This is a genomic window from Streptomyces phaeochromogenes (genome assembly GCF_001418655.1).
GTDB classification, from domain to species: Bacteria; Actinomycetota; Actinomycetes; order Streptomycetales; family Streptomycetaceae; genus Streptomyces; species Streptomyces phaeochromogenes.
The window spans coordinates 1-17,712 of the sequence record NZ_LIQZ01000396.1 but is presented as its reverse complement, the minus strand read 5'-3'; the positions used below and the strand labels follow the sequence as shown (position 1 = coordinate 17,712).

17 protein-coding genes are annotated in these 17,712 nt (G+C 71.1%); 12 read left to right on the top strand and 5 right to left on the bottom strand.

What is annotated here, in order from left to right:
* Nucleotides 1–78 precede the first annotated feature (78 nt).
* Entirely contained in the window at nucleotides 79–1,743 is a 1,665-nt protein-coding gene (gene hutU, locus AOK17_RS40000; RefSeq protein ID WP_055617538.1) for a urocanate hydratase, read from the bottom strand.
* 139 nt (nucleotides 1,744–1,882) lie between these two features.
* On the opposite strand from hutU, the gene AOK17_RS39995 reads away from it, so the two are divergent.
* From AOK17_RS39995 to AOK17_RS39970, 6 genes are all read left to right on the top strand, one after another.
* Nucleotides 1,883–3,307: a type III PLP-dependent enzyme domain-containing protein gene (locus tag AOK17_RS39995; RefSeq protein ID WP_079053547.1), complete on the top strand. Its 1,425-nt coding sequence runs from the start codon at nucleotides 1,883–1,885 to the stop codon at nucleotides 3,305–3,307.
* A 132-nt stretch (nucleotides 3,308–3,439) separates the two neighbouring features.
* Nucleotides 3,440–4,804: an APC family permease gene (locus tag AOK17_RS39990; RefSeq protein ID WP_055617536.1), complete on the top strand. Its 1,365-nt coding sequence runs from the start codon at nucleotides 3,440–3,442 to the stop codon at nucleotides 4,802–4,804.
* A gap of 134 nt (nucleotides 4,805–4,938) precedes the next feature.
* A complete protein-coding gene (locus tag AOK17_RS39985) occupies nucleotides 4,939–5,337 on the top strand; it encodes a hypothetical protein (protein WP_055617535.1) in 399 nt (132 codons plus the stop codon).
* 176 nt (nucleotides 5,338–5,513) lie between these two features.
* Nucleotides 5,514–6,371, top strand: a complete 858-nt coding sequence (locus AOK17_RS39980) for a hypothetical protein (RefSeq protein WP_055617541.1) — start codon at nucleotides 5,514–5,516, stop codon at nucleotides 6,369–6,371.
* A 38-nt stretch (nucleotides 6,372–6,409) separates the two neighbouring features.
* Entirely contained in the window at nucleotides 6,410–6,895 is a 486-nt protein-coding gene (locus AOK17_RS39975) for a roadblock/LC7 domain-containing protein (RefSeq protein WP_055617534.1), read from the top strand.
* Between the two features lie 84 nt (nucleotides 6,896–6,979).
* On the top strand, nucleotides 6,980–7,354 hold the full coding sequence (locus AOK17_RS39970) for a roadblock/LC7 domain-containing protein (RefSeq protein ID WP_055617533.1): 375 nt from the start codon (nucleotides 6,980–6,982) through the stop codon (nucleotides 7,352–7,354).
* 14 nt (nucleotides 7,355–7,368) lie between these two features.
* On the opposite strand, the gene AOK17_RS39965 is transcribed toward AOK17_RS39970, so the two are convergent.
* The 3 genes from AOK17_RS39965 to AOK17_RS39955 all read right to left on the bottom strand — a co-directional run bounded on the left by AOK17_RS39965 (nucleotide 7,369) and on the right by AOK17_RS39955 (nucleotide 10,637).
* Nucleotides 7,369–7,953, bottom strand: coding sequence for a hypothetical protein (locus AOK17_RS39965; RefSeq protein WP_055617532.1), 585 nt, complete (start codon nucleotides 7,951–7,953; stop codon nucleotides 7,369–7,371).
* Between the two features lie 105 nt (nucleotides 7,954–8,058).
* Nucleotides 8,059–8,946 carry a MurR/RpiR family transcriptional regulator gene (locus AOK17_RS39960; RefSeq protein WP_055617540.1) on the bottom strand — a complete coding sequence of 296 codons (888 nt, stop codon included), beginning with the start codon at nucleotides 8,944–8,946 and terminating at the stop codon, nucleotides 8,059–8,061.
* Nucleotides 8,947–9,002: 56 nt separating this feature from the next.
* Nucleotides 9,003–10,637, bottom strand: a complete 1,635-nt coding sequence (locus AOK17_RS39955; RefSeq protein WP_055617531.1) for an aromatic amino acid ammonia-lyase — start codon at nucleotides 10,635–10,637, stop codon at nucleotides 9,003–9,005.
* Nucleotides 10,638–10,778: 141 nt separating this feature from the next.
* Here AOK17_RS39955 and AOK17_RS39950 point away from each other — a divergent pair, with 141 nt between their 5' ends.
* From AOK17_RS39950 to AOK17_RS39930, 5 genes are all read left to right on the top strand, one after another.
* Nucleotides 10,779–11,822 (top strand): ABC transporter ATP-binding protein, encoded by a 1,044-nt coding sequence (locus AOK17_RS39950; protein ID WP_055617539.1) that lies wholly within the window; start codon nucleotides 10,779–10,781, stop codon nucleotides 11,820–11,822.
* Nucleotides 11,819–12,460 (top strand): ABC transporter permease, encoded by a 642-nt coding sequence (locus tag AOK17_RS39945; RefSeq protein ID WP_055617530.1) that lies wholly within the window; start codon nucleotides 11,819–11,821, stop codon nucleotides 12,458–12,460. The genes AOK17_RS39950 and AOK17_RS39945 overlap by 4 nt, the downstream gene beginning before the upstream one ends.
* A 1-nt stretch (nucleotide 12,461) precedes the next feature.
* On the top strand, nucleotides 12,462–13,124 hold the full coding sequence (locus AOK17_RS39940) for an ABC transporter permease (protein ID WP_055617529.1): 663 nt from the start codon (nucleotides 12,462–12,464) through the stop codon (nucleotides 13,122–13,124).
* 85 nt (nucleotides 13,125–13,209) lie between these two features.
* The gene (locus AOK17_RS39935; RefSeq protein WP_055617528.1) at nucleotides 13,210–14,142 is read left to right on the top strand and encodes an ABC transporter substrate-binding protein; all 933 of its coding nucleotides are present in this window, start codon (nucleotides 13,210–13,212) and stop codon (nucleotides 14,140–14,142) included.
* 123 nt (nucleotides 14,143–14,265) lie between these two features.
* Nucleotides 14,266–14,694, top strand: coding sequence for a hypothetical protein (locus AOK17_RS39930; RefSeq protein WP_055617527.1), 429 nt, complete (start codon nucleotides 14,266–14,268; stop codon nucleotides 14,692–14,694).
* Between the two features lie 421 nt (nucleotides 14,695–15,115).
* On the opposite strand, the gene AOK17_RS39925 is transcribed toward AOK17_RS39930, so the two are convergent.
* On the bottom strand, nucleotides 15,116–16,507 hold the full coding sequence (locus AOK17_RS39925) for a cystathionine beta-synthase (RefSeq protein WP_055617526.1): 1,392 nt from the start codon (nucleotides 16,505–16,507) through the stop codon (nucleotides 15,116–15,118).
* A 147-nt stretch (nucleotides 16,508–16,654) separates the two neighbouring features.
* Here AOK17_RS39925 and AOK17_RS39920 point away from each other — a divergent pair, with 147 nt between their 5' ends.
* A complete protein-coding gene (locus AOK17_RS39920; RefSeq protein WP_206190915.1) occupies nucleotides 16,655–17,686 on the top strand; it encodes an SGNH/GDSL hydrolase family protein in 1,032 nt (343 codons plus the stop codon).
* The last annotated feature ends 26 nt before the right edge of the window (nucleotides 17,687–17,712 follow it).

Genomic DNA, 17,712 nt, shown 5'->3' with positions numbered 1-17,712 from the left:
GTCCAGGGGCAGAGCCCATGGTTTCGGGAAGGGGCGGGGTGGGGGAAGAAGAGTCCCGCTCCCCACCGACCGGCAGGCTCACGCGGACTCGCCTTCCCGCATGGGAACCCGCACGCCCCGCTCGTCAGCGACAGACTCTGCGATGTCGTACCCCGCATCAACATGCCGAATGACACCCATCCCGGGGTCATTCGTCAGCACGCGCCGGATCTTCTCCCCGGCCAGCTTCGTACCGTCCGCCACCGACACCTGGCCCGCGTGGATGGACCGCCCCATCCCCACGCCACCACCGTGGTGGATGGACACCCAGGACGCCCCGGACGCCACGTTCACCATGGCGTTCAGCAGCGGCCAGTCGGCGATCGCGTCCGAGCCGTCGAGCATGGCCTCGGTCTCCCGGTAGGGAGAGGCGACGGACCCGCAGTCGAGGTGGTCGCGCCCGATGGCGAGGGGAGCCTGCAGCTCACCGCTGGCCACCATGTCGTTGAAGCGCTCACCGGCCTTGTCCCGCTCGCCGTAGCCGAGCCAGCAGATCCGGGCCGGCAGCCCCTGGAAGTGCACCCGCTCCCCGGCGAGCTTGATCCAGCGGTGGAGGGACTCGTTCTCCGGGAAGAGGTCGAGGATCGCCTTGTCCGTCTTGTGGATGTCGGAGGCCTCGCCGGACAGGGCGGCCCAGCGGAAGGGGCCCTTGCCCTCGGAGAAGAGGGGGCGGATGTAGGCGGGGACGAAGCCGGGGAAGGCGAACGCCCGCTCGTACCCGGCGAGTTGGGCCTCGCCGCGGATGGAGTTGCCGTAGTCGAAGACCTCGGCGCCGGCGTCCATGAAGCCGACCATGGCCTCCACGTGCCGGGCCATGGACTCGCGGGCACGGGTGGTGAACCCGGCCGGGTCCTTCGCGGCGTACGAGGCCATGTCGTCGAAGTCGACGCCCACGGGGAGGTAGGCCAGCGGGTCGTGGGCCGAGGTCTGGTCGGTCACGATGTCGATGGGGGCGCCCTCGGCGAGCATGCGCGGCAGCAGTTCGGCGGCGTTGCCGAGGAGCCCGATGGAGAGCGGGCGGCGGGCGTCGCGGGCCTCGACGGCGAGCTGGAGGGCGTGCTCCAGGGAGTCGGCCTTCACGTCGAGGTACTTGTGCTCGATGCGGCGCTCGATGGCGCGCGGGTCGACGTCGATACAGATCGCGACGCCGTCGTTCATGGTGACGGCGAGCGGCTGGGCGCCGCCCATGCCGCCGAGGCCGGCGGTGAGGGTGATCGTGCCCGCGAGGGTGCCGTTGAACTTCTTCGCGGCGACGGCGGAGAACGTCTCGTAGGTGCCCTGGAGGATGCCCTGGGTGCCGATGTAGATCCAGGAGCCGGCCGTCATCTGCCCGTACATGGTGAGGCCGAGAGCCTCCAGGCGGCGGAACTCCTCCCAGTTCGCCCAGTCGCCGACCAGGTTGGAGTTGGCGATGAGGACGCGCGGGGCCCACTCGTGGGTCTGCATCACGCCGACGGGCCGGCCGGACTGGACGAGCATCGTCTCGTCCTGCTTGAGCGTCCGCAGCGTACGGACCATGGCGTCGAAGGAGCGCCAGTCGCGGGCCGCCTTGCCGGTGCCGCCGTAGACGACGAGCTTGTCGGGGTGCTCGGCGACCTCGGGGTCGAGGTTGTTCTGCAGCATCCGCAGTGCGGCTTCCTGCTGCCATCCCAGGGCGCTCAGTTCCGTACCGCGCGGTGCTCGGACGGGGCGGGGTCCTGACATGGTCTGCCTCCTGGCGGCTGGGGAGTGCTCCGGGTGGTTCCGGTCATTCAGTCGATATTCACATCCTGATCGCCTGAATAGAACTAGTCAATACCTTCGTGGGCCAGCACGGGCGCGGCACGGATGTTTGGCTGGATGTATGGCGGCATACACAGGCACAGGAGACGCGGACTCGACGGGCGAAGAACCGGACGGAACCCCGGAGGAGCTTGGTGGGGATCAGGGCCCGGCCGTGAACGGGGGCCCGCGGCGGGACGAGGCCGTTCGCGCGGCCGTGGAACAGGGGCTGGTCGGCCCGGCCACCCCCATCATCGGGCTCCTCGACATCACCGGCATCCGGGCCTCGGCGGCGGCCCTGCGGGCGGCCTTCGACGTGGTGACGGCACCGGGGACACCCGTGCTGCACGCGTTCGCCGTGAAGGCGACCCCGCTCGTGCCGGTGCTGCGGCTGCTGCACCGGGAGGGCATCGGCGCGGAGGTCGCGAGCCCGGGCGAGCTGGCCCTCGCCCGCGCGGCCGGGGTCCCGCCGGCCCGTACCGTCCTCGACTCGCCCGCCAAGACCCCGGCGGAGCTGCGGGAGGCGCTCGCGCTGGGCATCGCGGTCAACGCGGACAACCCGCAGGAGCTGGCCCGCCTCGACGCCCTCGTACGCTCGGCCTCCACTCGCTCCCCCATCGGGATCCGGGTGAATCCGCAGGTCGGCGGGGGTTCGATCGGGGCGCTGTCGACGGCGACGGCGACCTCGAAGTTCGGGGTCGCGCTGCGGGACGAGGGGGCGCGCGAGTGGGTCGTACGGGCGTATCTGGACCGGCCCTGGCTGACCCGGCTGCACGCGCACTCCGGTTCGCAGGGGATGCCGCTGGAGCTGATGGCACGCGCGGTCGCGGAGACGTACGGGCTCGCGGAGGAGATCAACGAGCGGGCCGGGCGGCGGCAGATCGACACGCTCGACATCGGCGGCGGCCTGCCGGTGAACTTCGGGTCGGACGCGCACACGCCGACGTACGAGGAGTACGCGCGGCTGCTCGCGGCGACCGTGCCGGGGCTGTTCGACGGGCGGTACGGGCTGGTCACGGAGTTCGGGCGGTCGCTGCTCGCCAAGCACGGGGTGGTGCTGGCGCGGGTCGAGTACGCGAAGTCGGCCGGCGGGCGGGCGATCGCGGTGACGCACGCGGGGGTGCAGGTGGCGGCCCGCACGGTGTACGCGCCGAAGTCCTGGCCGCTGCGGGTGGCCGCGTACGACACGAAGGGGCGGCCCAAGGCGGGGCCCGACGTGGTGCAGGACGTGGCGGGTCCCGCGTGCTTCGCGGGTGATCTGCTGGCGGAGGGGCGGTTGATGCCGTTGCTCGAACAGGGCGACTACGCAGCCGCGTTGGACACGGGCGCGTACTACTTCGCGCACCACTACGCGTACAACTCCCTCGCGCGGCCCGGGATCTACGGCTTCGGGCCCGACGGGGCGGGCGGGGTGCGGTTCGCCGTGGTCCGGACGCCGCAGACGGTCGACGAGATCGTGGCGGAGTCGGGAGGGTCGCACGCGGAATCGCTGACCGGCACGTTCTGAGGCGCCCACGCCGGGCGAAGCTCTCACGCCGGGCGAAGCTCTGATGAACCTCTGAGACGGCGCTTGCCCGGCATCCCGCGCGAGGCACAGGGAACACGTCCCCGGACGGCTCACCGATCGGGGGAGGTTCTCTTGTCCACCGCAGAAACCACCGCGGGCACACCGGCGCCCGCCGAGGAACCAGGCCTCAAGCGGGTCCTCGGTCCCAAGCTGCTGATCCTCTTCGTGATCGGCGACATCCTCGGGACCGGCATCTACGCCACCACCGGCAAGGTCGCCGGGAAGGTCGGCGGGGCGCTGTGGCTGCCGTTCGCCATCGGCTTCGTCGTGGCGATCCTGACGGCCGCGTCGTACGTCGAACTGGTCGGCAAGTATCCGAAGGCGGCCGGAGCGGCGCTCTACACGCAGAAGGCGTTCAAGGTCCCCTTCCTGACCTTCATCGTCGCGTTCATGGTGATGTGCTCGGGCCTGTCGTCGGCGAGCGCGGCGGCCCGCGCCTTCAGCGGCGACTATCTGTCGGAGCTGACGGGCGACGCGCTGCCGCCGACGCTCGTCGCGATCTGCTTCATCCTGCTGCTGGCCGCCCTGAACCTGCGGGGCGTGTCGGAGTCCGTGAAGACGAACGTGGTGCTGACGCTGGTCGAGCTGACGGGCCTGGTGATCATCCTCGCGATCGGCGCGTGGGCCGTGCTGAACGGCGACGGGGAGCCGTCCCGGCTGGGCGAGTTCGAGGCAAGCGGCACCGGATACGCCCTGATGACCGGGGTGCTGGGCGCGACGGCGCTGGGCTTCTTCGCGTTCGTCGGCTTCGAGGACTCGGTGAACATGGCCGAGGAGACCAAGGATCCCGTCCGCACCTTCCCGCGGGCGATCTTCATCGGTGTGGCGGTCACGGGCACGATCTACGTCCTGGTGGCGCTGGTGTCGTCGCTGCTGGTCGACTACAAGGTGCTGGAGGGTTCGAGCGGCCCGCTGCTGGAGGTCGTGAAGGCGGGCGGTGTCGACTTCCCGCACAAACTCTTCGCGCTCATCGCTCTGTTCGCCGTCACCAACTCCGCGCTGATCAACATCATGATGGCCTCGCGCCTGTGTTACGGCATGGCCAACGAACGCATCCTGCCGCGAGGCATGGCCCGGGTCCTGCCCACGCGTCGCACACCCGTGGTCGGCATCGCCTTCGTGACGCTGCTCGCGATCGGGCTGGTCTCCACGGGCGAGATCGAGGGCCTGGGCGACACGACGTCGTTCCTGCTCCTTTGCGTGTTCGCCGTGGTCAACATCGCGGTTCTCGTCCTGCGCCGCGACCCTGTCGATCACCAGCACTTCCGTACGCCGACCGTGCTTCCGGTGCTCGGCGCCCTCACCGCGTTGATCCTCGCCAGCCCGCTGGCCGACCGTCCCGCGGACGTCTACATCCGCGCCGGGGTGCTGCTGGCCGTCGGGGTGGGCCTGTGGGCGCTGAACAAGGTGGTGCTGCTTGTAAGGAGCGAGGACTGAAAGGGAAAATCCACACACTCTAGCCAGCCGCTGGCATGTTCCTCAGGAAAATGCCAGAACCATCACTCCTCGCGCACACGTTGCGTAGTTTCGGCGTTACTCAGCCGAACCACAACGGGCGGGAGGGAAGCACCGTGCCCGGAATCGACGAGTGCCTGCTGGAGGCCATGAGACTGCCCGGAGCCCGGGGAGCCTCGGTGGTCGACTGGACCAGCGGACTGGCTCTTGGCACGGTCGGGGACTCACCCAACGGAGACCACGAGGCCACCGCGGCCGAGGCGGCGGAACTCGCCCGTCTGGCCGCGGAGCACAAGGCCTTCGCCCCCGAGGAAGGAGCCGACTGGTCCGGCGGGCAGCCGCCGGTCGAAGATCTCATCATCTGCAACAAGGACAGCTACCACGTCCTGCGCTTCGTCCGTACGACATTCGACAGCAGTGTGTTCCTGCATCTGTGGCTGGGTCGTTCGGACGGCAACCTCGCCCTGGCCCGCATACGCCTGGGCGAGATGGCGGAACGGCTGGTGGTGGGGTGACCACGGTGGAGGCACGCCCCCTGCCCGGCCGCGACAGAGCCGACGACGAAAGAGCCGACGGTGACACGGCGGATCCCGACAGGACGGACCACGTCCCGGCGGACCGCACCACCCCGGACCGCGGCCCCGCGAACCGTGCGGAACCACGGCCCGGCATCCCGCCCACGCTCAGCCCGATGCTCAGCCGTCTCGCCCAGGAGCGTGCCACCGGCGTCCTGACGCGGGAGCGCGGCGTGCTGTATCTGGTCGAGGGCCAGGTGGTGCACGCCGAGAGCCCGGCGACACCCGGGCTCGACGTGCTGCTCACCACCCGCGGCGCCCTGGGCTCGGACGGCTGGTGGGAGGCGGTCTCGGAGGCGGGGGCCGACCGGCGGGTCGGACGGTTCCTGGTGGACAGCGGGCGACTGACGGCGGGCGCCCTTGAGCTGTGCCACCTGGGAGCGCTGTACGACGCGGCGTTCTTCACGCTCGGCCCGAGTAGCGGTCCGGCGCGCTTCCGCTACGGGGTCGCGCACTGGATCGGTCCCGTGCGACCGGTCTCCGTGGACGCGGTGGAGCGGGAGACGCTGCGGCGTCGCGATCTCCTGCACCGCATCTGGCCGGAGCCGGGCACGGACACCGAGCCGCTCGTACGGACCGGCCGAGCCGTCGACGCGACCCTGCCTCCGCGTCAGCGCACGGTCCTCGACCAGGTGGACGGTGAGCGCACGGCGTCGGACATCTCGCTGGTGCTGGGGCGTCCGGGGTTCCACACCCTGGTCGACCTCCGGCGGCTCGCCGCCGCCGGAATCGTGACCACGCGATCGCCGACGATCGCGTCCGGACCGATCCCGACCGGGTCCGTCGAGTCCGGCTCCATCGCGTCCGGGCTCGCCGAATGCGGACCGGACGGAGCAAGGACGCCGGAAGCACCCGCAACCCCCCTGTCCCCCGTCTCCACGGTGGTCGCGCAGGCCGCGGAGGCGGCGCAGGCGTCGGCAGATCCCGACGTCGCCCTGCTGCGCCGGCTCAGAGACGCCTTGGAGGCCTTGTGATCCGCGCGCTCCGACAGCGTGCCGAGAGGAGACAACTGATGGCGGCCGAGGCCGAAGTCCTCGACGAACTACACCGGTTGCGGGCCCGAGTGCCCCAGCTGACGGGTGCCCTCGCGGCCAGCGTCGACGGCCTCGTGCTGGCCCAGGACACCCCGGGCGTGGAGCCGGAGGGGCTCGCCGCGCTCACCGCCGCCGCGCTGGGAGTCGCCCTGCGCATGGCGGACGCGACCGGAAGGGGCGATTTCCGCGAGTTGCTGCTGCACGGCGAGCACGGCTATCTGGCGACCTACGCGGCGGGACCGTCCGCCGTGCTGACGCTGCTGGCCGGCGACCGGGCGAACGTCGGCCGGCTGCACCTCGAAGGGCGCCGCTCCGGAACCCGGATCGCGGAGCTCGTCGAGGCCGCGGTCGAGAGCCGGCCGGCCCCGGCCGCGCGGGCCCCCGCGAAGCCCACCGCGCCCCGCACCCGGACCGCGCGCGTCGCGCGCACCACCACCACCGAGCCGACAGGCAAGACCCGCTGAGCACCGGCGACAGCCGTTGAGCACGGATCCACCGGACCGAACTCACCGGTCCGGACTCACCGAACCGAAAGGACAGTCACGACCATGGCGAACACCGAAACCTCTCTGAAAGAGGCCCTGGCCTCCATCGAGGGCGCGACCGGAGCCGCTCTCGTCGACTACACCAGCGGCATGGCACTCGGCACGATCGGCGGCAGCAAGGGCTTCGACCTCACGGTCGCGGCGGCCGGCAACACCGACGTCGTACGCGCCAAGATCCGCACCATGGAGCACCTGGGGCTCAAGGGCGAGATCGAGGACATCCTGATCACGCTCTCCGACCAGTACCACCTGATCCGCCTGATGAAGGGCCGCGGCGGCAACGGTCTCTTCCTCTACCTGGTGCTCGACGCCAAGCGCTCCAACCTCGCGATGGCCAGGCATCAACTGAAGAGGATCGAGGCGGACCTGGAGGTCTGACCCCGCTCCGAGGCTCAGACGAGCACGCCACCCCGACGCCGCGCCCCACCGGGCGCGGCGTCGCCCGCTGCGATCCCCGTGGCGCGATAGCCCTTGACCTGCTTGCCCGCCGGAACGCCCGCCCCGCGCCCGAGCCAGTCAACGCGGACCCAGACGAGCGACTCGGCCGTCCGTTCGAGCCGGCCGATCCGGGCCGCCTTGAGGCGAAGGCCCGCCCCGGCTCCGGCGAGCAGCATCCCGCCGGCCGCGGGTACGGCGAACGCCGAGCCCAGTGCTCCCGCGAGGGCGAGCAGCAGCCACCACCGGTGCCCGCGCCGCCAGTTCCGTACCGTCACGGCCCGGTCCTGGAGCACGTCGTGCTTCCCGGCCCGGGCGGCCCCGCCCACCAGCGCCACGTACCGCTTGTGCCGTACCAGGGCCACCACGGCCGCGGTGATCAGGAAGAGGGCGGCTCCCGCCATCACCCCGATCCGGCGGCCGGTGATCCCGGGCACCAGTACACCCACACCCGCCGAGATCACTCCGAGCCACCACAACGGTGCGGCCCCGGCCCGTACGACGACGGCCACTCGTGCCAGTCCCTGCCCTCCGCGCGTCACGATCCGCTCCTCACCGACTCGACGACGCCTCATTTGGGCACGCAGGTTAGCGAGCAAAAGTGAGACACGTCTGAGAGCGGACCAAAAAAAGGTGACGCCGTACCACTACTCGACGAACAGGCCCCGTGCGGCGGCCCGCGCGTCGAACTCCTCCAGGCGTGCCTGTGCCTGGGGCAGCCCGTCGCACATCGCCTCCAGGAGCACCCGCCCGAGCAGCATCGGCGCGCACGCCGTGTCGAAGGCGAGCCCGGTCCCGACGGCGGCGGGCAGCAGCAGGTCGGACACCTTGGCGACCGGCGCGAACGCCGAGTCCGCCACCGTGACGACGGTCAGCCCGGCCTCCTTCGCGTAGGCCAGCGTGTCCACGACCTCCCGCGGGTGCCGGGGCAGCGCGAAGCACAGCAGGGTCGTGGCCCCGGCGCGTACGGCCGAGTCGATCCGGTCGTGGACCATCGTGCCGCCCTCGTGCAGCAGCCGTACGTCCGGATGGACCTTGGCGGCGAAGTAGGCGAAGCCGTAGGCCTGGGACGCGGCTGCCCGCAGTCCGAGCACCGGCAGCGGCCGTGAGGCGGCGAGCAGCCGCCCCGCCCGCTCCACGGGACGCGGGTCCGCGAGCACGGAGGCGAGATGCCGGAGGTTCTCGATCTCGGCCTCGACGGCCTGCTGGTACTCGTTGTACGAGCCCGTGTCCGCCGCGGGTTCGGCGGGCGTGACCTCGCGCAGGTGCTTGCGCAGCGCCGGATAGCCGTCGAAGCCGAGGGCCACGGCGAAGCGGGTGACGGACGGCTGGCTGACCCCGGCCAGCTCCGCGAGTTCCACGCTCGACAGGAACGGCACGTCGGCGGCCCGCCGCACCATGCTGTGCGCGATGCGCCGCTGGGTGGGGGTGAGCCGGTGGCCCTCGAAGAGCGTCTGCAGCCGCCCGGCAGGACTGTCCGTCACGCCCGCGCTCCTGTCGTCCGCGCCCGCCTCGCCGTCCCGGCCCGTCTCCATGCTCGTGTCCATGTCACTGTCCATGCCCATATTCACGCTCATGTTCCCGTCCACGCTCATGCCGTGCTCCCCCTCCAGATGTCCGTGAACCGGTCGAGCAGCGCCGCCGCCGCCGTCACGTCGTCCGTGAGCGGCCGGTCGGTGGGGTCCGCGTCGAGCACCGACTCGGCGAGTTCCAGCGCCCGCGCCACCGGCAGCTCGGGATCGGGCCGCAGCTCGCGCTGCCGCAACGCCCGTACGGCGGCGACGAGTTCACAGCCCACGACGAGCCGGTACGCATCGCACGCGCGCAGCGTCTGACGTGCGGCGAGCGAGGCGAAGCTGGCCTGCTCCTCGACGCCCCGGGAGAGTACAGCGTGGCCGAGCGAAGCGGGTGCGGAGAAGGCCCGCAGATCACCGAGGGCGGCCCCGGCGGCGTACTCCAGGATCATCACGCCGGAGGAGGCGGGCTCGTGGTCGGCGAGGAAGGGGCGCAGCCGGGTGTAGGAGGGTTCGTTGAGGGTCGACAGGCGTGAGGTCGAAAGGCGGGCCACCTGGGTGAGGGAGAGCCTGAAGTGGTCCAGGGCCAGGGCGAGTTGGGCCTGGTAGAAGCCGCCGTGGTGGTAGGCGGCCATGTCCTCGGCGCAGATCAGCGGGTTCTCGGCCGCCGCGTTGATCTCGACGGCGAGGACCTCCTCCAGGGCGTCGGCCGCGTCGTGCGCGGGCCCGTGGATCTGCGGCAGACACCGGAATCCGTACGGGTCCTGGATCCGGCCGAGCGGTGGCGTCGGGTGGTCGGCGGCGCCGATCAACTGCCGCATGCGCCGGGCCACTTCACTCGAACCGCGGTGCGGACGCGCGGCGTGCACGGGCGCCGCGTACGCCTCGTACGAACCGTCCACCGCGACCAGTGACAGCGCGGCGACGACCTGGGTGGCCCCGATGAGCCCGCGCAGTTCGTGCAGCGCGAGGGCCGCCTGTCCGAGGGTGAGGGCGTTGCTGCTGATCAGCGCGAGGGCGTCGTTGTTGTCGAGCGGCTGGGGCTCGGGCGCGCCCACGGACTCCGGCGAACCGGCGACCGCGCCCGTGGCCGCGCCCGCGATGGCGCCGCCGAGCACGCCGCCGCCCACGCTCCCCGAGGCGCCGGCGCCCACGACCGCACGCACACCGGTCGACGCGTCCGCGCCCCGCCAGGGGTGCTCCCCGGCCAGCGCGAGCCCGAGCTGCGCGAGCGCCGCGATGTCCCCGGTCCCCACCGAGCCGAACTCGTTCACCACGGGGTACGCCCCGGCCTCCAGCGCCTCGCACAGTGCCGTGACGACGGTGGGCCGCAGGCCCGCGCCGCCCGCCAGGAGCTGGTTGGCGCGGACGGCGAGCATGGCCCTGACCTGCCGGGCGGGCAGTTCCTCGCCGATGGCGCCGGCGTGGCTGCGCAGCAGACGCAGTCCGTGCTCGGCCGCCGCCTCGGTCGGCACGTCCTCGTTCCGGTTGGCGCCGACCCCGGTGGAGCGGCCGTACACCCGCCCGGTCGCGGCGATCCGCCGGGCGGCGTCCCAGGACTCCTCGACGCGTTTCATCGCCTCGGTACCCGCGACCGGCCGCGCGGTCCCGTCGGCGAGCCGTACGACGTCGGCGACACCGGTGCTGCAACCGTCCAGCACCACGAGGCCGGTGGCCACCGCAACCGGTGCGTCCACATCCTGAGACGACATAGAGCGCGAACTCCCCTCAATCCGGACGTTGGATCTTGCCTGACGGTCATAAGTAACCGGCGATTAACACCGAACCGTTGACAACCTATTCAGATACAGAGAACTCTGCATGACGATATGCAGCCGGGCAAGGGACACCTCATGATCCAGTTCGACGCGGTCCACAAGCGCTTCCCGAACGGCACCACAGCGGTCCACGACCTCTCCCTGGAGATGCCAGAAGGCGGCGTGACCGTCCTCGTGGGATCTTCCGGTTGTGGCAAGACGACCACCCTGCGAATGATCAACCGCATGGTCGACCCGACCTCCGGAACCATCCGGGTCGGCGGCCGTGACGTGCTCGACCAGGACGCCGCCGACCTGCGCCGTTCCATCGGTTACGTCATCCAGCAGTCGGGCCTCTTCCCGCACCGCACGGTCCTCGACAACATCGCGACCGTGCCACTGCTCCTCGGCCACGGCCGCCGCAAGGCACGGGCCCGGGCCGCCGAGCTCCTGGAGACGGTCGGTCTGACAGCCGAGTCCGGGAAGCGCTACCCGCACCAGCTCTCCGGCGGCCAGCAGCAGCGCGTCGGCGTGGCCCGCGCGCTCGCCGCCGACCCGCCGGTGCTCCTGATGGACGAGCCCTTCGGCGCGGTCGACCCGGTCGTGCGCACCCAGCTCCAGGACGAACTGCTGCGGCTCCAGAAGGAGTTGAGCAAGACGATCGTCTTCGTCACGCACGACATCGACGAGGCGGTACGGCTCGGCGACCAGATCGCGATCTTCCGCACCGGCGGCCACCTCGTCCAGTGCGCGACCCCCTCCGAGCTGCTGGCCCGCCCGGCGGACGACTTCGTCGCGGACTTCCTCGGCGCCGAACGCGGCCTCAAGCTCCTGTCCCTGACGCCGCTCAAGGACATACCCCAGGCCCCGGCCCCCGAGGGCGGCACCTGGGAACTGGCCCTCGACGCGGCCCGCAGGCCCCTGCACTGGCGCACAAAGAACACCGGGGAGCCCGAACTCCCCGTACGGCCGCTGCGCGACACCGACTCACTGCTCGCCGCGCTCAACGAGTCCATCGCCTCCCCGACCGGACTCGTGGCCCGCGTCGACGCCGACGGCGCCCTCACCGGTGTGACCTCGCGCGACGAGATCCACCAGCACGCGGGCCAGGCCCACGCGGAAGCCCGGGTGGCCTCGTGACCATCGACTGGTCGTGGATAGGCGACCACACCGACGACCTCACCACCCTGACCGTCTCGCACCTCCAGGCGGCCCTGTCCGCGGTCTTCTTCGGCCTGCTGATATCCCTCCCGCTGGCCGTGGTCGCCCACCGGATCCGCCCCCTGCGCGGCGTGCTGCTGGGCCTCTCGAACGTCCTCTTCACGATCCCGTCCATCGCGGTCTTCGTACTCCTGCTCCCGGTCTCCGGCCTGACCCGCACCACCACGGTCGTCGGCCTGACGATCTACACCCTCGTCGTCCTCCTGCGGAACACGGTCGAAGGCCTCGACTCGGTCCCCGCGAAGACGAAGGAGGCCGCGAAGGCGATGGGCACGCGCCCCCTGCGCGCCCTCCTCACGGTCGAGCTCCCCCTCGCACTCCCCGTGATCATGGCGGGCGTCCGGATCGCCACGGTCATGTCGATCTCACTGGTCTCCGTGGCCACGTACATCGGCGACGGCGGCCTCGGCCAGCTCTTCACGGACGGTTTCCAGCGCAACTTCCCGACCCCCGTCATCGCCGGCGTCGTCCTGACGCTCCTGCTGGCCCTGGTCGCGGACGCGCTGCTGGTGGCCGTCCAGTACGTACTCACCCCATGGACGAGGCGGCGAGCCTGACATGTACGAACTCTTCAAGGACCTCGGCGACTGGCTGGTCAGCGGCGAGCAGTGGACCGGCCCCGACGGCATCGGCCACCGCCTCGCCGAGCACCTCCAGTACTCCCTCCTCGCCACCCTCGTGGCCGCCGCGATCGCCCTCCCCGTGGGCCTGCTGATCGGCCACACGGGCAAGGGCGCGTTCCTCGCGATCAACCTCGCGTCCTTCGGCCGCGCCCTGCCCACCGTCGGCCTGGTCGTCCTCGTCTTCCTGGCGAGCGGCCTGTCGATGTGGCCGGTGTACGTGGCGCTGGTCGCCCTCGCGGTCCCCTCCATCGTGACGAACACGTACGCGGGCATGACCGCCGTCGACCCGGACGTGAAGGACGCGGCACGCGGCCAGGGCATGCGCTGGCACCAGGTCCTCTTCCAGGTCGAACTCCCCCTGGCCCTCCCGCTGATCATGACGGGCCTGCGGCTGGCACTGATCCAGGTGGTGGCCACGGCAACGATCGCGGCGTACGTCTCTTTCGGCGGGCTGGGCCGGTACGTGTTCGACGGGCTCGCCCAGCGGGACCTTGTGCAGGTACTGGGCGGGGCGGTGCTTGTTGCTCTGGTCGCCGTTGTGCTCGACCTGGGGCTGAGCGGGCTGCAGCGGGTGCTGTTCCGTCATCGCCCGGCGTAGGCGCAGCCGCACATTGTCACAGCCCCGCGCCCCTGAACCGGGGCGCCCCCCTGACCTCTGCAACTCCCCTCAGGAGCTTCCTCCCATGAATCGACGTACTCTCCTCGGCGGGCTCTTCGCCGCCGCGTCCGTTCCCGCTCTCGCCGCGTGCAGCAGCGGGATCACCTCGCTCGACGGCGGGGGCAGTGCCGGTGGCGGGGGCGGGTCCAGCAAGGACGGCGTGACCATCGGCACCGCCAACTTCACCGAGAACCAGGTGCTCGGCTTCCTCTACGCGGCCGTGCTGGAGGCAGCCGGTGTGAAGACGAAGGTCCGCCCGAACCTCGGCACCCGCGAGATCCTCATCCCCGCCCTCAAGGGCGGCGACATCGACCTGCTTCCCGAGTACCAGGGCGCCCTCCTGCACTACCTCTCCCCCAAGGCGGAGGCGACGGAGGAGGGCGAGATGCAGAACGCCCTCGCGATGGCGCTGCCCGCCGGGCTCCAGGTGCTGCCGTACGGCATGGCCGAGGACTCCGACGCGTTCGTCGTCACCCAGGAGACGGCCGACAAGTACGGCCTGTCCTCCCTCGCCGACCTGAAGAAGGAGAACGGCAAGCTCGTCATCGGCGCCGCGCCGGAGGTGAAGAAGCGCGAGGTCGGCGCGGTGGGCCTGAAGGACGTGTACGGGGTGGAGTTCAAGGAGTTCAAGTCCCTCGACTCCTCCGGGCCGCTGGTGAAGGGCGCCCTGAAGAAGGGCGACGTGGACGTGGCGAACCTCTTCACCACCGACACCGACATCGTGGCCAACAAGTGGGTCGTCCTCACCGACCCCAAGAACCTCATCCCCGGCCAGCACATCGTCCCCCTCATAGCCGACCGCAAGGCCGACTCGACGGTCCGCAAGGCCCTCGCCGAGCTGGGCAACGTCCTCACCACTGCGGATCTGACCGAGCTGAACCGCCAGGTCGACAAGGACAAGAAGGACCCGGAGGACGTGGCGAACGCGTACGCGAAGGAGAAGGGCCTGACGAAGTAGGACCCGACAGGGCGGAACCCGTCGACGGCCGCCCCACCTGGTGGGGAACAACCCAACGGCGACAGGGGGGCTAACCCCCGTGCCAACCGCGCCCAGGCTCTCTACCGTTGAAATATGACCGGTATGGAAGCCCGCGACGCCGAACTCAAGAAGGAACTCGACGCCACCTTGCACGCACGCAAGGAACTGGGCGAAGAGTACGAGTCCGCGCTGGTCGACTCGTTCCTGGAAAAGGTCGAGCAGCGCCTGGACGGCGCGGTCGACCGCCGGGTGCGTCGTCAGCTGGCGGAACAGCAGATGGTGGTGGCCCGGGGCTCGCGCTCCCCGCAGGGATCCTCCGATTCCTTCGGCGAGCGCTTCGGCTTCGGCATCGTCTCGATGGTCCTCGCGATCCCCCTGTCCGCGATCGGCGGCGGGGTCGCGGAACTGCCCGGCCTCCTCGTCGCCTGGGCGGGCATCGTGGGGGTCAACGTGGTCCAGGCCGCACGCAACTCACCGAACTTCTTCGGCCGCCGCCGCAAGTCCTCCCAGGACAGCGAGTGGGAGGACTGACGGGGACGACAGGACACGCACGACACACACAGAGCTCAGGGAGCACGGGGAACGCCGAAGGGCCCGGTACCAGTAGAGGTACCGGGCCCTTCGCGAGCTTGCGCGGGGACCGCCGCACCCCCGATACCGGGGGGCGGGACGACGGCGGTCCCCGCGAGGGACGCGGGCCGGGTCAGGGCCGGGCTTACGCGTCCGTGGCGTCCATGGAGGTCCGGGAGCCGCTCCGGAGGTCCTTGGCGCCGTTTTGGTGCCGGCCGGGGCGGGGAGCCGCTCCCGCCCTTGCCGACATCCACCAATGTGCCGGACGCGTGTTAAGCGTGTGCTGCGCGGACGTGACGCGCTCGTACCACTTCCACGAAGTTCGGCCGTGATCGCTCACACCGGAAGTTCCCCTCCGGGGCGCGCGGTTCACCGGACGTTCCTACTGGCGTCCACCTTTGGCCAGGAAGGACAACAGGTCCTGCCGGCTGACGACACCGGTGGGCTTGCCCTCGACCAGGACGATCGCCGCGTCGGCGCCACCGAGCACGGTCATCAGGTCGCCCACGGGCTCACCGGAGCCGACCTGAGGCAGCGGGGCCGACATGTGCTTCTCCAGCGGGTCGGAGAGCGAGGCGCGTTGGGTGAACAGCGCGTCGAGCAGCTCGCGCTCGACGACGGACCCGACGACCTCCGCCGCCATGACGTCCGGGTGACCGGCGCCGGGCTTGACGATCGGCATCTGCGAGACGCCGTACTCGCGCAGCACCTCGATGGCCTCGCCGACGGTCTCGTCCGGGTGCATGTGGACGAGGGACGGGATGGCCCCGTGCACCTTGTCGCTCAGCACGTCGGCGACGCGGGCGCTGGGACCCTCGTCCTCCAGGAACCCGTAGTCGGCCATCCACTCGTCGTTGAAGATCTTGCTGAGGTACCCGCGCCCGCTGTCGGGCAGCAGCACGACCACCACGTCGTCGGGCCCGAGCCGCTCGGCGACGCGCAGCGCGGCCACGACGGCCATGCCGCAGGAGCCGCCGACCAGCAGCCCCTCCTCCTTGGCGAGCCGCCGGGTCATCTGGAAGGAGTCCTTGTCGGACACGGCGACGATCTCGTCGGCGACGGTCCGGTCGTACGCGGTCGGCCAGAAGTCCTCGCCGACGCCCTCGACGAGGTACGGCCGCCCGGACCCGCCGGAGTACACGGACCCCTCGGGGTCGGCGCCGACGACCTGGACCTTCCCGTCACTGGCGTCCTTGAGGTACCGCCCGGTCCCGGAGATGGTGCCGCCGGTCCCCACGCCCGCCACGAAGTGGGTGATGCGCCCCTCCGTCTGCTCCCACAGCTCGGGGCCGGTGGAGTGATAGTGCGAGAGGGGATTGTTGGGGTTCGAGTACTGGTCGGGCTTCCAGGCTCCCGGGGTCTCCCGCACGAGCCGGTCCGAGACGTTGTAGTACGAGTCGGGGTGCTCGGGATCAACGGCGGTGGGGCAGACGACGACATCGGCGCCGTACGCCCGCAGCACGTTGATCTTGTCGGTGCTCACCTTGTCGGGGCACACGAAGATGCACTTGTAGCCCTTCTGCTGAGCCACGATGGCAAGGCCCACACCGGTGTTTCCACTGGTCGGCTCGACGATCGTGCCGCCCGGCTGCAGCGCGCCGCTCTTCTCGGCGGCCTCGATCATGCGCAGGGCGATGCGGTCCTTCACGGAACCGCCGGGGTTGAAGTACTCGACCTTCGCGAGGACGGTCGCCTGGATGCCGGCGGTCACGCTGTTGAGCCTCACCAGCGGGGTGTTGCCGACGAGACTGATCATCGAGTCGTGGAATTGCACCGTTGTCTCCGGAGCTGAAAAAGAAGTGATTGAGGTGGTGTCGTCAGCCTAAGCCCCGTGTCGGGCGTTCACGTCGCGTTGAGATTGGCCGACGGTCTGTACGGGGCAAGCAGTGGGTGTACGGCAAAGAGGAGGTGGCGGCTACGCATGACGAGCTTGTCGAGAGCGAGGGTGGCACGCCGGATCGCCGCGGGCGCCGCGTACGGCGGCGGCGGGATCGGTCTGCTGGGCGCGGCGACGGTCGGAGTGGTACTGGCCGAGGTCCAGCTGGCCAAGCGCCAGGTGGGGAACGGTCACAGCCCCCATCCGCCGAGCGCGGACGGGCTGTACGGGTATGTGTACGCCGGCTCCGAGGAACCGTTGCGTCTGACGATGCTGGGTGACTCCACGGCGGCGGGGCAGGGCGTGCACCGGGCCCGTCAGACGCCTGGGGCGCTGCTCGCCTCCGGACTCGCGGCGGTGGCGGAGCGGCCGGTGCGGCTGCGGAACGTGGCGCTGCCCGGCGCCCAGTCCGACGACCTGGACCGCCAGGTCGCGGTGGTTCTCGGGGAGCCGGACGGGATCCCCGACGTATGCGTGATCATGGTCGGCGCGAACGACGTGACGCATCGGATGCCGGCGACGCGCTCCGTCCGTCACCTGTCCGCGGCGGTACGACGTCTGCGCACCGCCGGTGCCGAGGTGGTCGTGGGCACCTGCCCCGACCTCGGCACCATCGAGCCGGTCCAGCAGCCGCTGCGGTGGCTGGCGCGGCGGGCCTCGCGGCAGCTCGCGGCCGCCCAGACCATCGGGACGGTGGAGCAGGGCGGGCGGACGGTGTCGCTGGGCGACCTGCTGGGGCCGGAGTTCGCCGCGAATCCGCGGGAGCTCTTCGGGCCCGACAACTACCACCCGTCCGCCGAGGGCTATGCCACGGCGGCGATGGCGGTCCTTCCCACGGTGTGCGCGACGCTGGGCCTGTGGCCTGCGGAGGAGGAGCGCCCGGACGTCTCCCGTCGGGAGGGGTTCCTGCCGGTGGCCCGGGCCGCTGCGGAGGCCGCGTCCGAGGCGGGTACGGAGGTCACTGCGGCCATGCCCACGGGGCCGCGCGCCCCCTGGGCCCTCCTCAAGCGCCGCCGACGCCACCGCGTCCCGGCCACGGACCCGTCCCCGACGACGACGCGGGAACCGTCCGCCTGACCTGGCCTTTTCTCGCCCCCGCCGCC

Excerpts from the sequence above, each read along its gene's own strand:
- hutU (WP_055617538.1), bottom strand. The coding sequence starts at position 1,743 with ATGTCAGGACCCCGCCCCGTCCGAGCACCGCGCGGTACGGAACTGAGC.
- AOK17_RS39935 (WP_055617528.1), top strand. The coding sequence starts at position 13,210 with ATGAATCGACGTACTCTCCTCGGCGGGCTCTTCGCCGCCGCGTCCGTT.
- AOK17_RS39975 (WP_055617534.1), top strand. The coding sequence starts at position 6,410 with ATGGCGGCCGAGGCCGAAGTCCTCGACGAACTACACCGGTTGCGGGCC.
- AOK17_RS39960 (WP_055617540.1), bottom strand. The coding sequence starts at position 8,946 with ATGGAGACGGGCCGGGACGGCGAGGCGGGCGCGGACGACAGGAGCGCG.
- AOK17_RS39980 (WP_055617541.1), top strand. The coding sequence starts at position 5,514 with ATGCTCAGCCGTCTCGCCCAGGAGCGTGCCACCGGCGTCCTGACGCGG.
- AOK17_RS39940 (WP_055617529.1), top strand. The coding sequence starts at position 12,462 with ATGTACGAACTCTTCAAGGACCTCGGCGACTGGCTGGTCAGCGGCGAG.
- AOK17_RS39970 (WP_055617533.1), top strand. The coding sequence starts at position 6,980 with ATGGCGAACACCGAAACCTCTCTGAAAGAGGCCCTGGCCTCCATCGAG.
- AOK17_RS39920 (WP_206190915.1), top strand. The coding sequence starts at position 16,655 with ATGACGAGCTTGTCGAGAGCGAGGGTGGCACGCCGGATCGCCGCGGGC.
- AOK17_RS39955 (WP_055617531.1), bottom strand. The coding sequence starts at position 10,637 with ATGTCGTCTCAGGATGTGGACGCACCGGTTGCGGTGGCCACCGGCCTC.
- AOK17_RS39995 (WP_079053547.1), top strand. The coding sequence starts at position 1,883 with ATGGCGGCATACACAGGCACAGGAGACGCGGACTCGACGGGCGAAGAA.
- AOK17_RS39930 (WP_055617527.1), top strand. The coding sequence starts at position 14,266 with ATGGAAGCCCGCGACGCCGAACTCAAGAAGGAACTCGACGCCACCTTG.
- AOK17_RS39950 (WP_055617539.1), top strand. The coding sequence starts at position 10,779 with ATGATCCAGTTCGACGCGGTCCACAAGCGCTTCCCGAACGGCACCACA.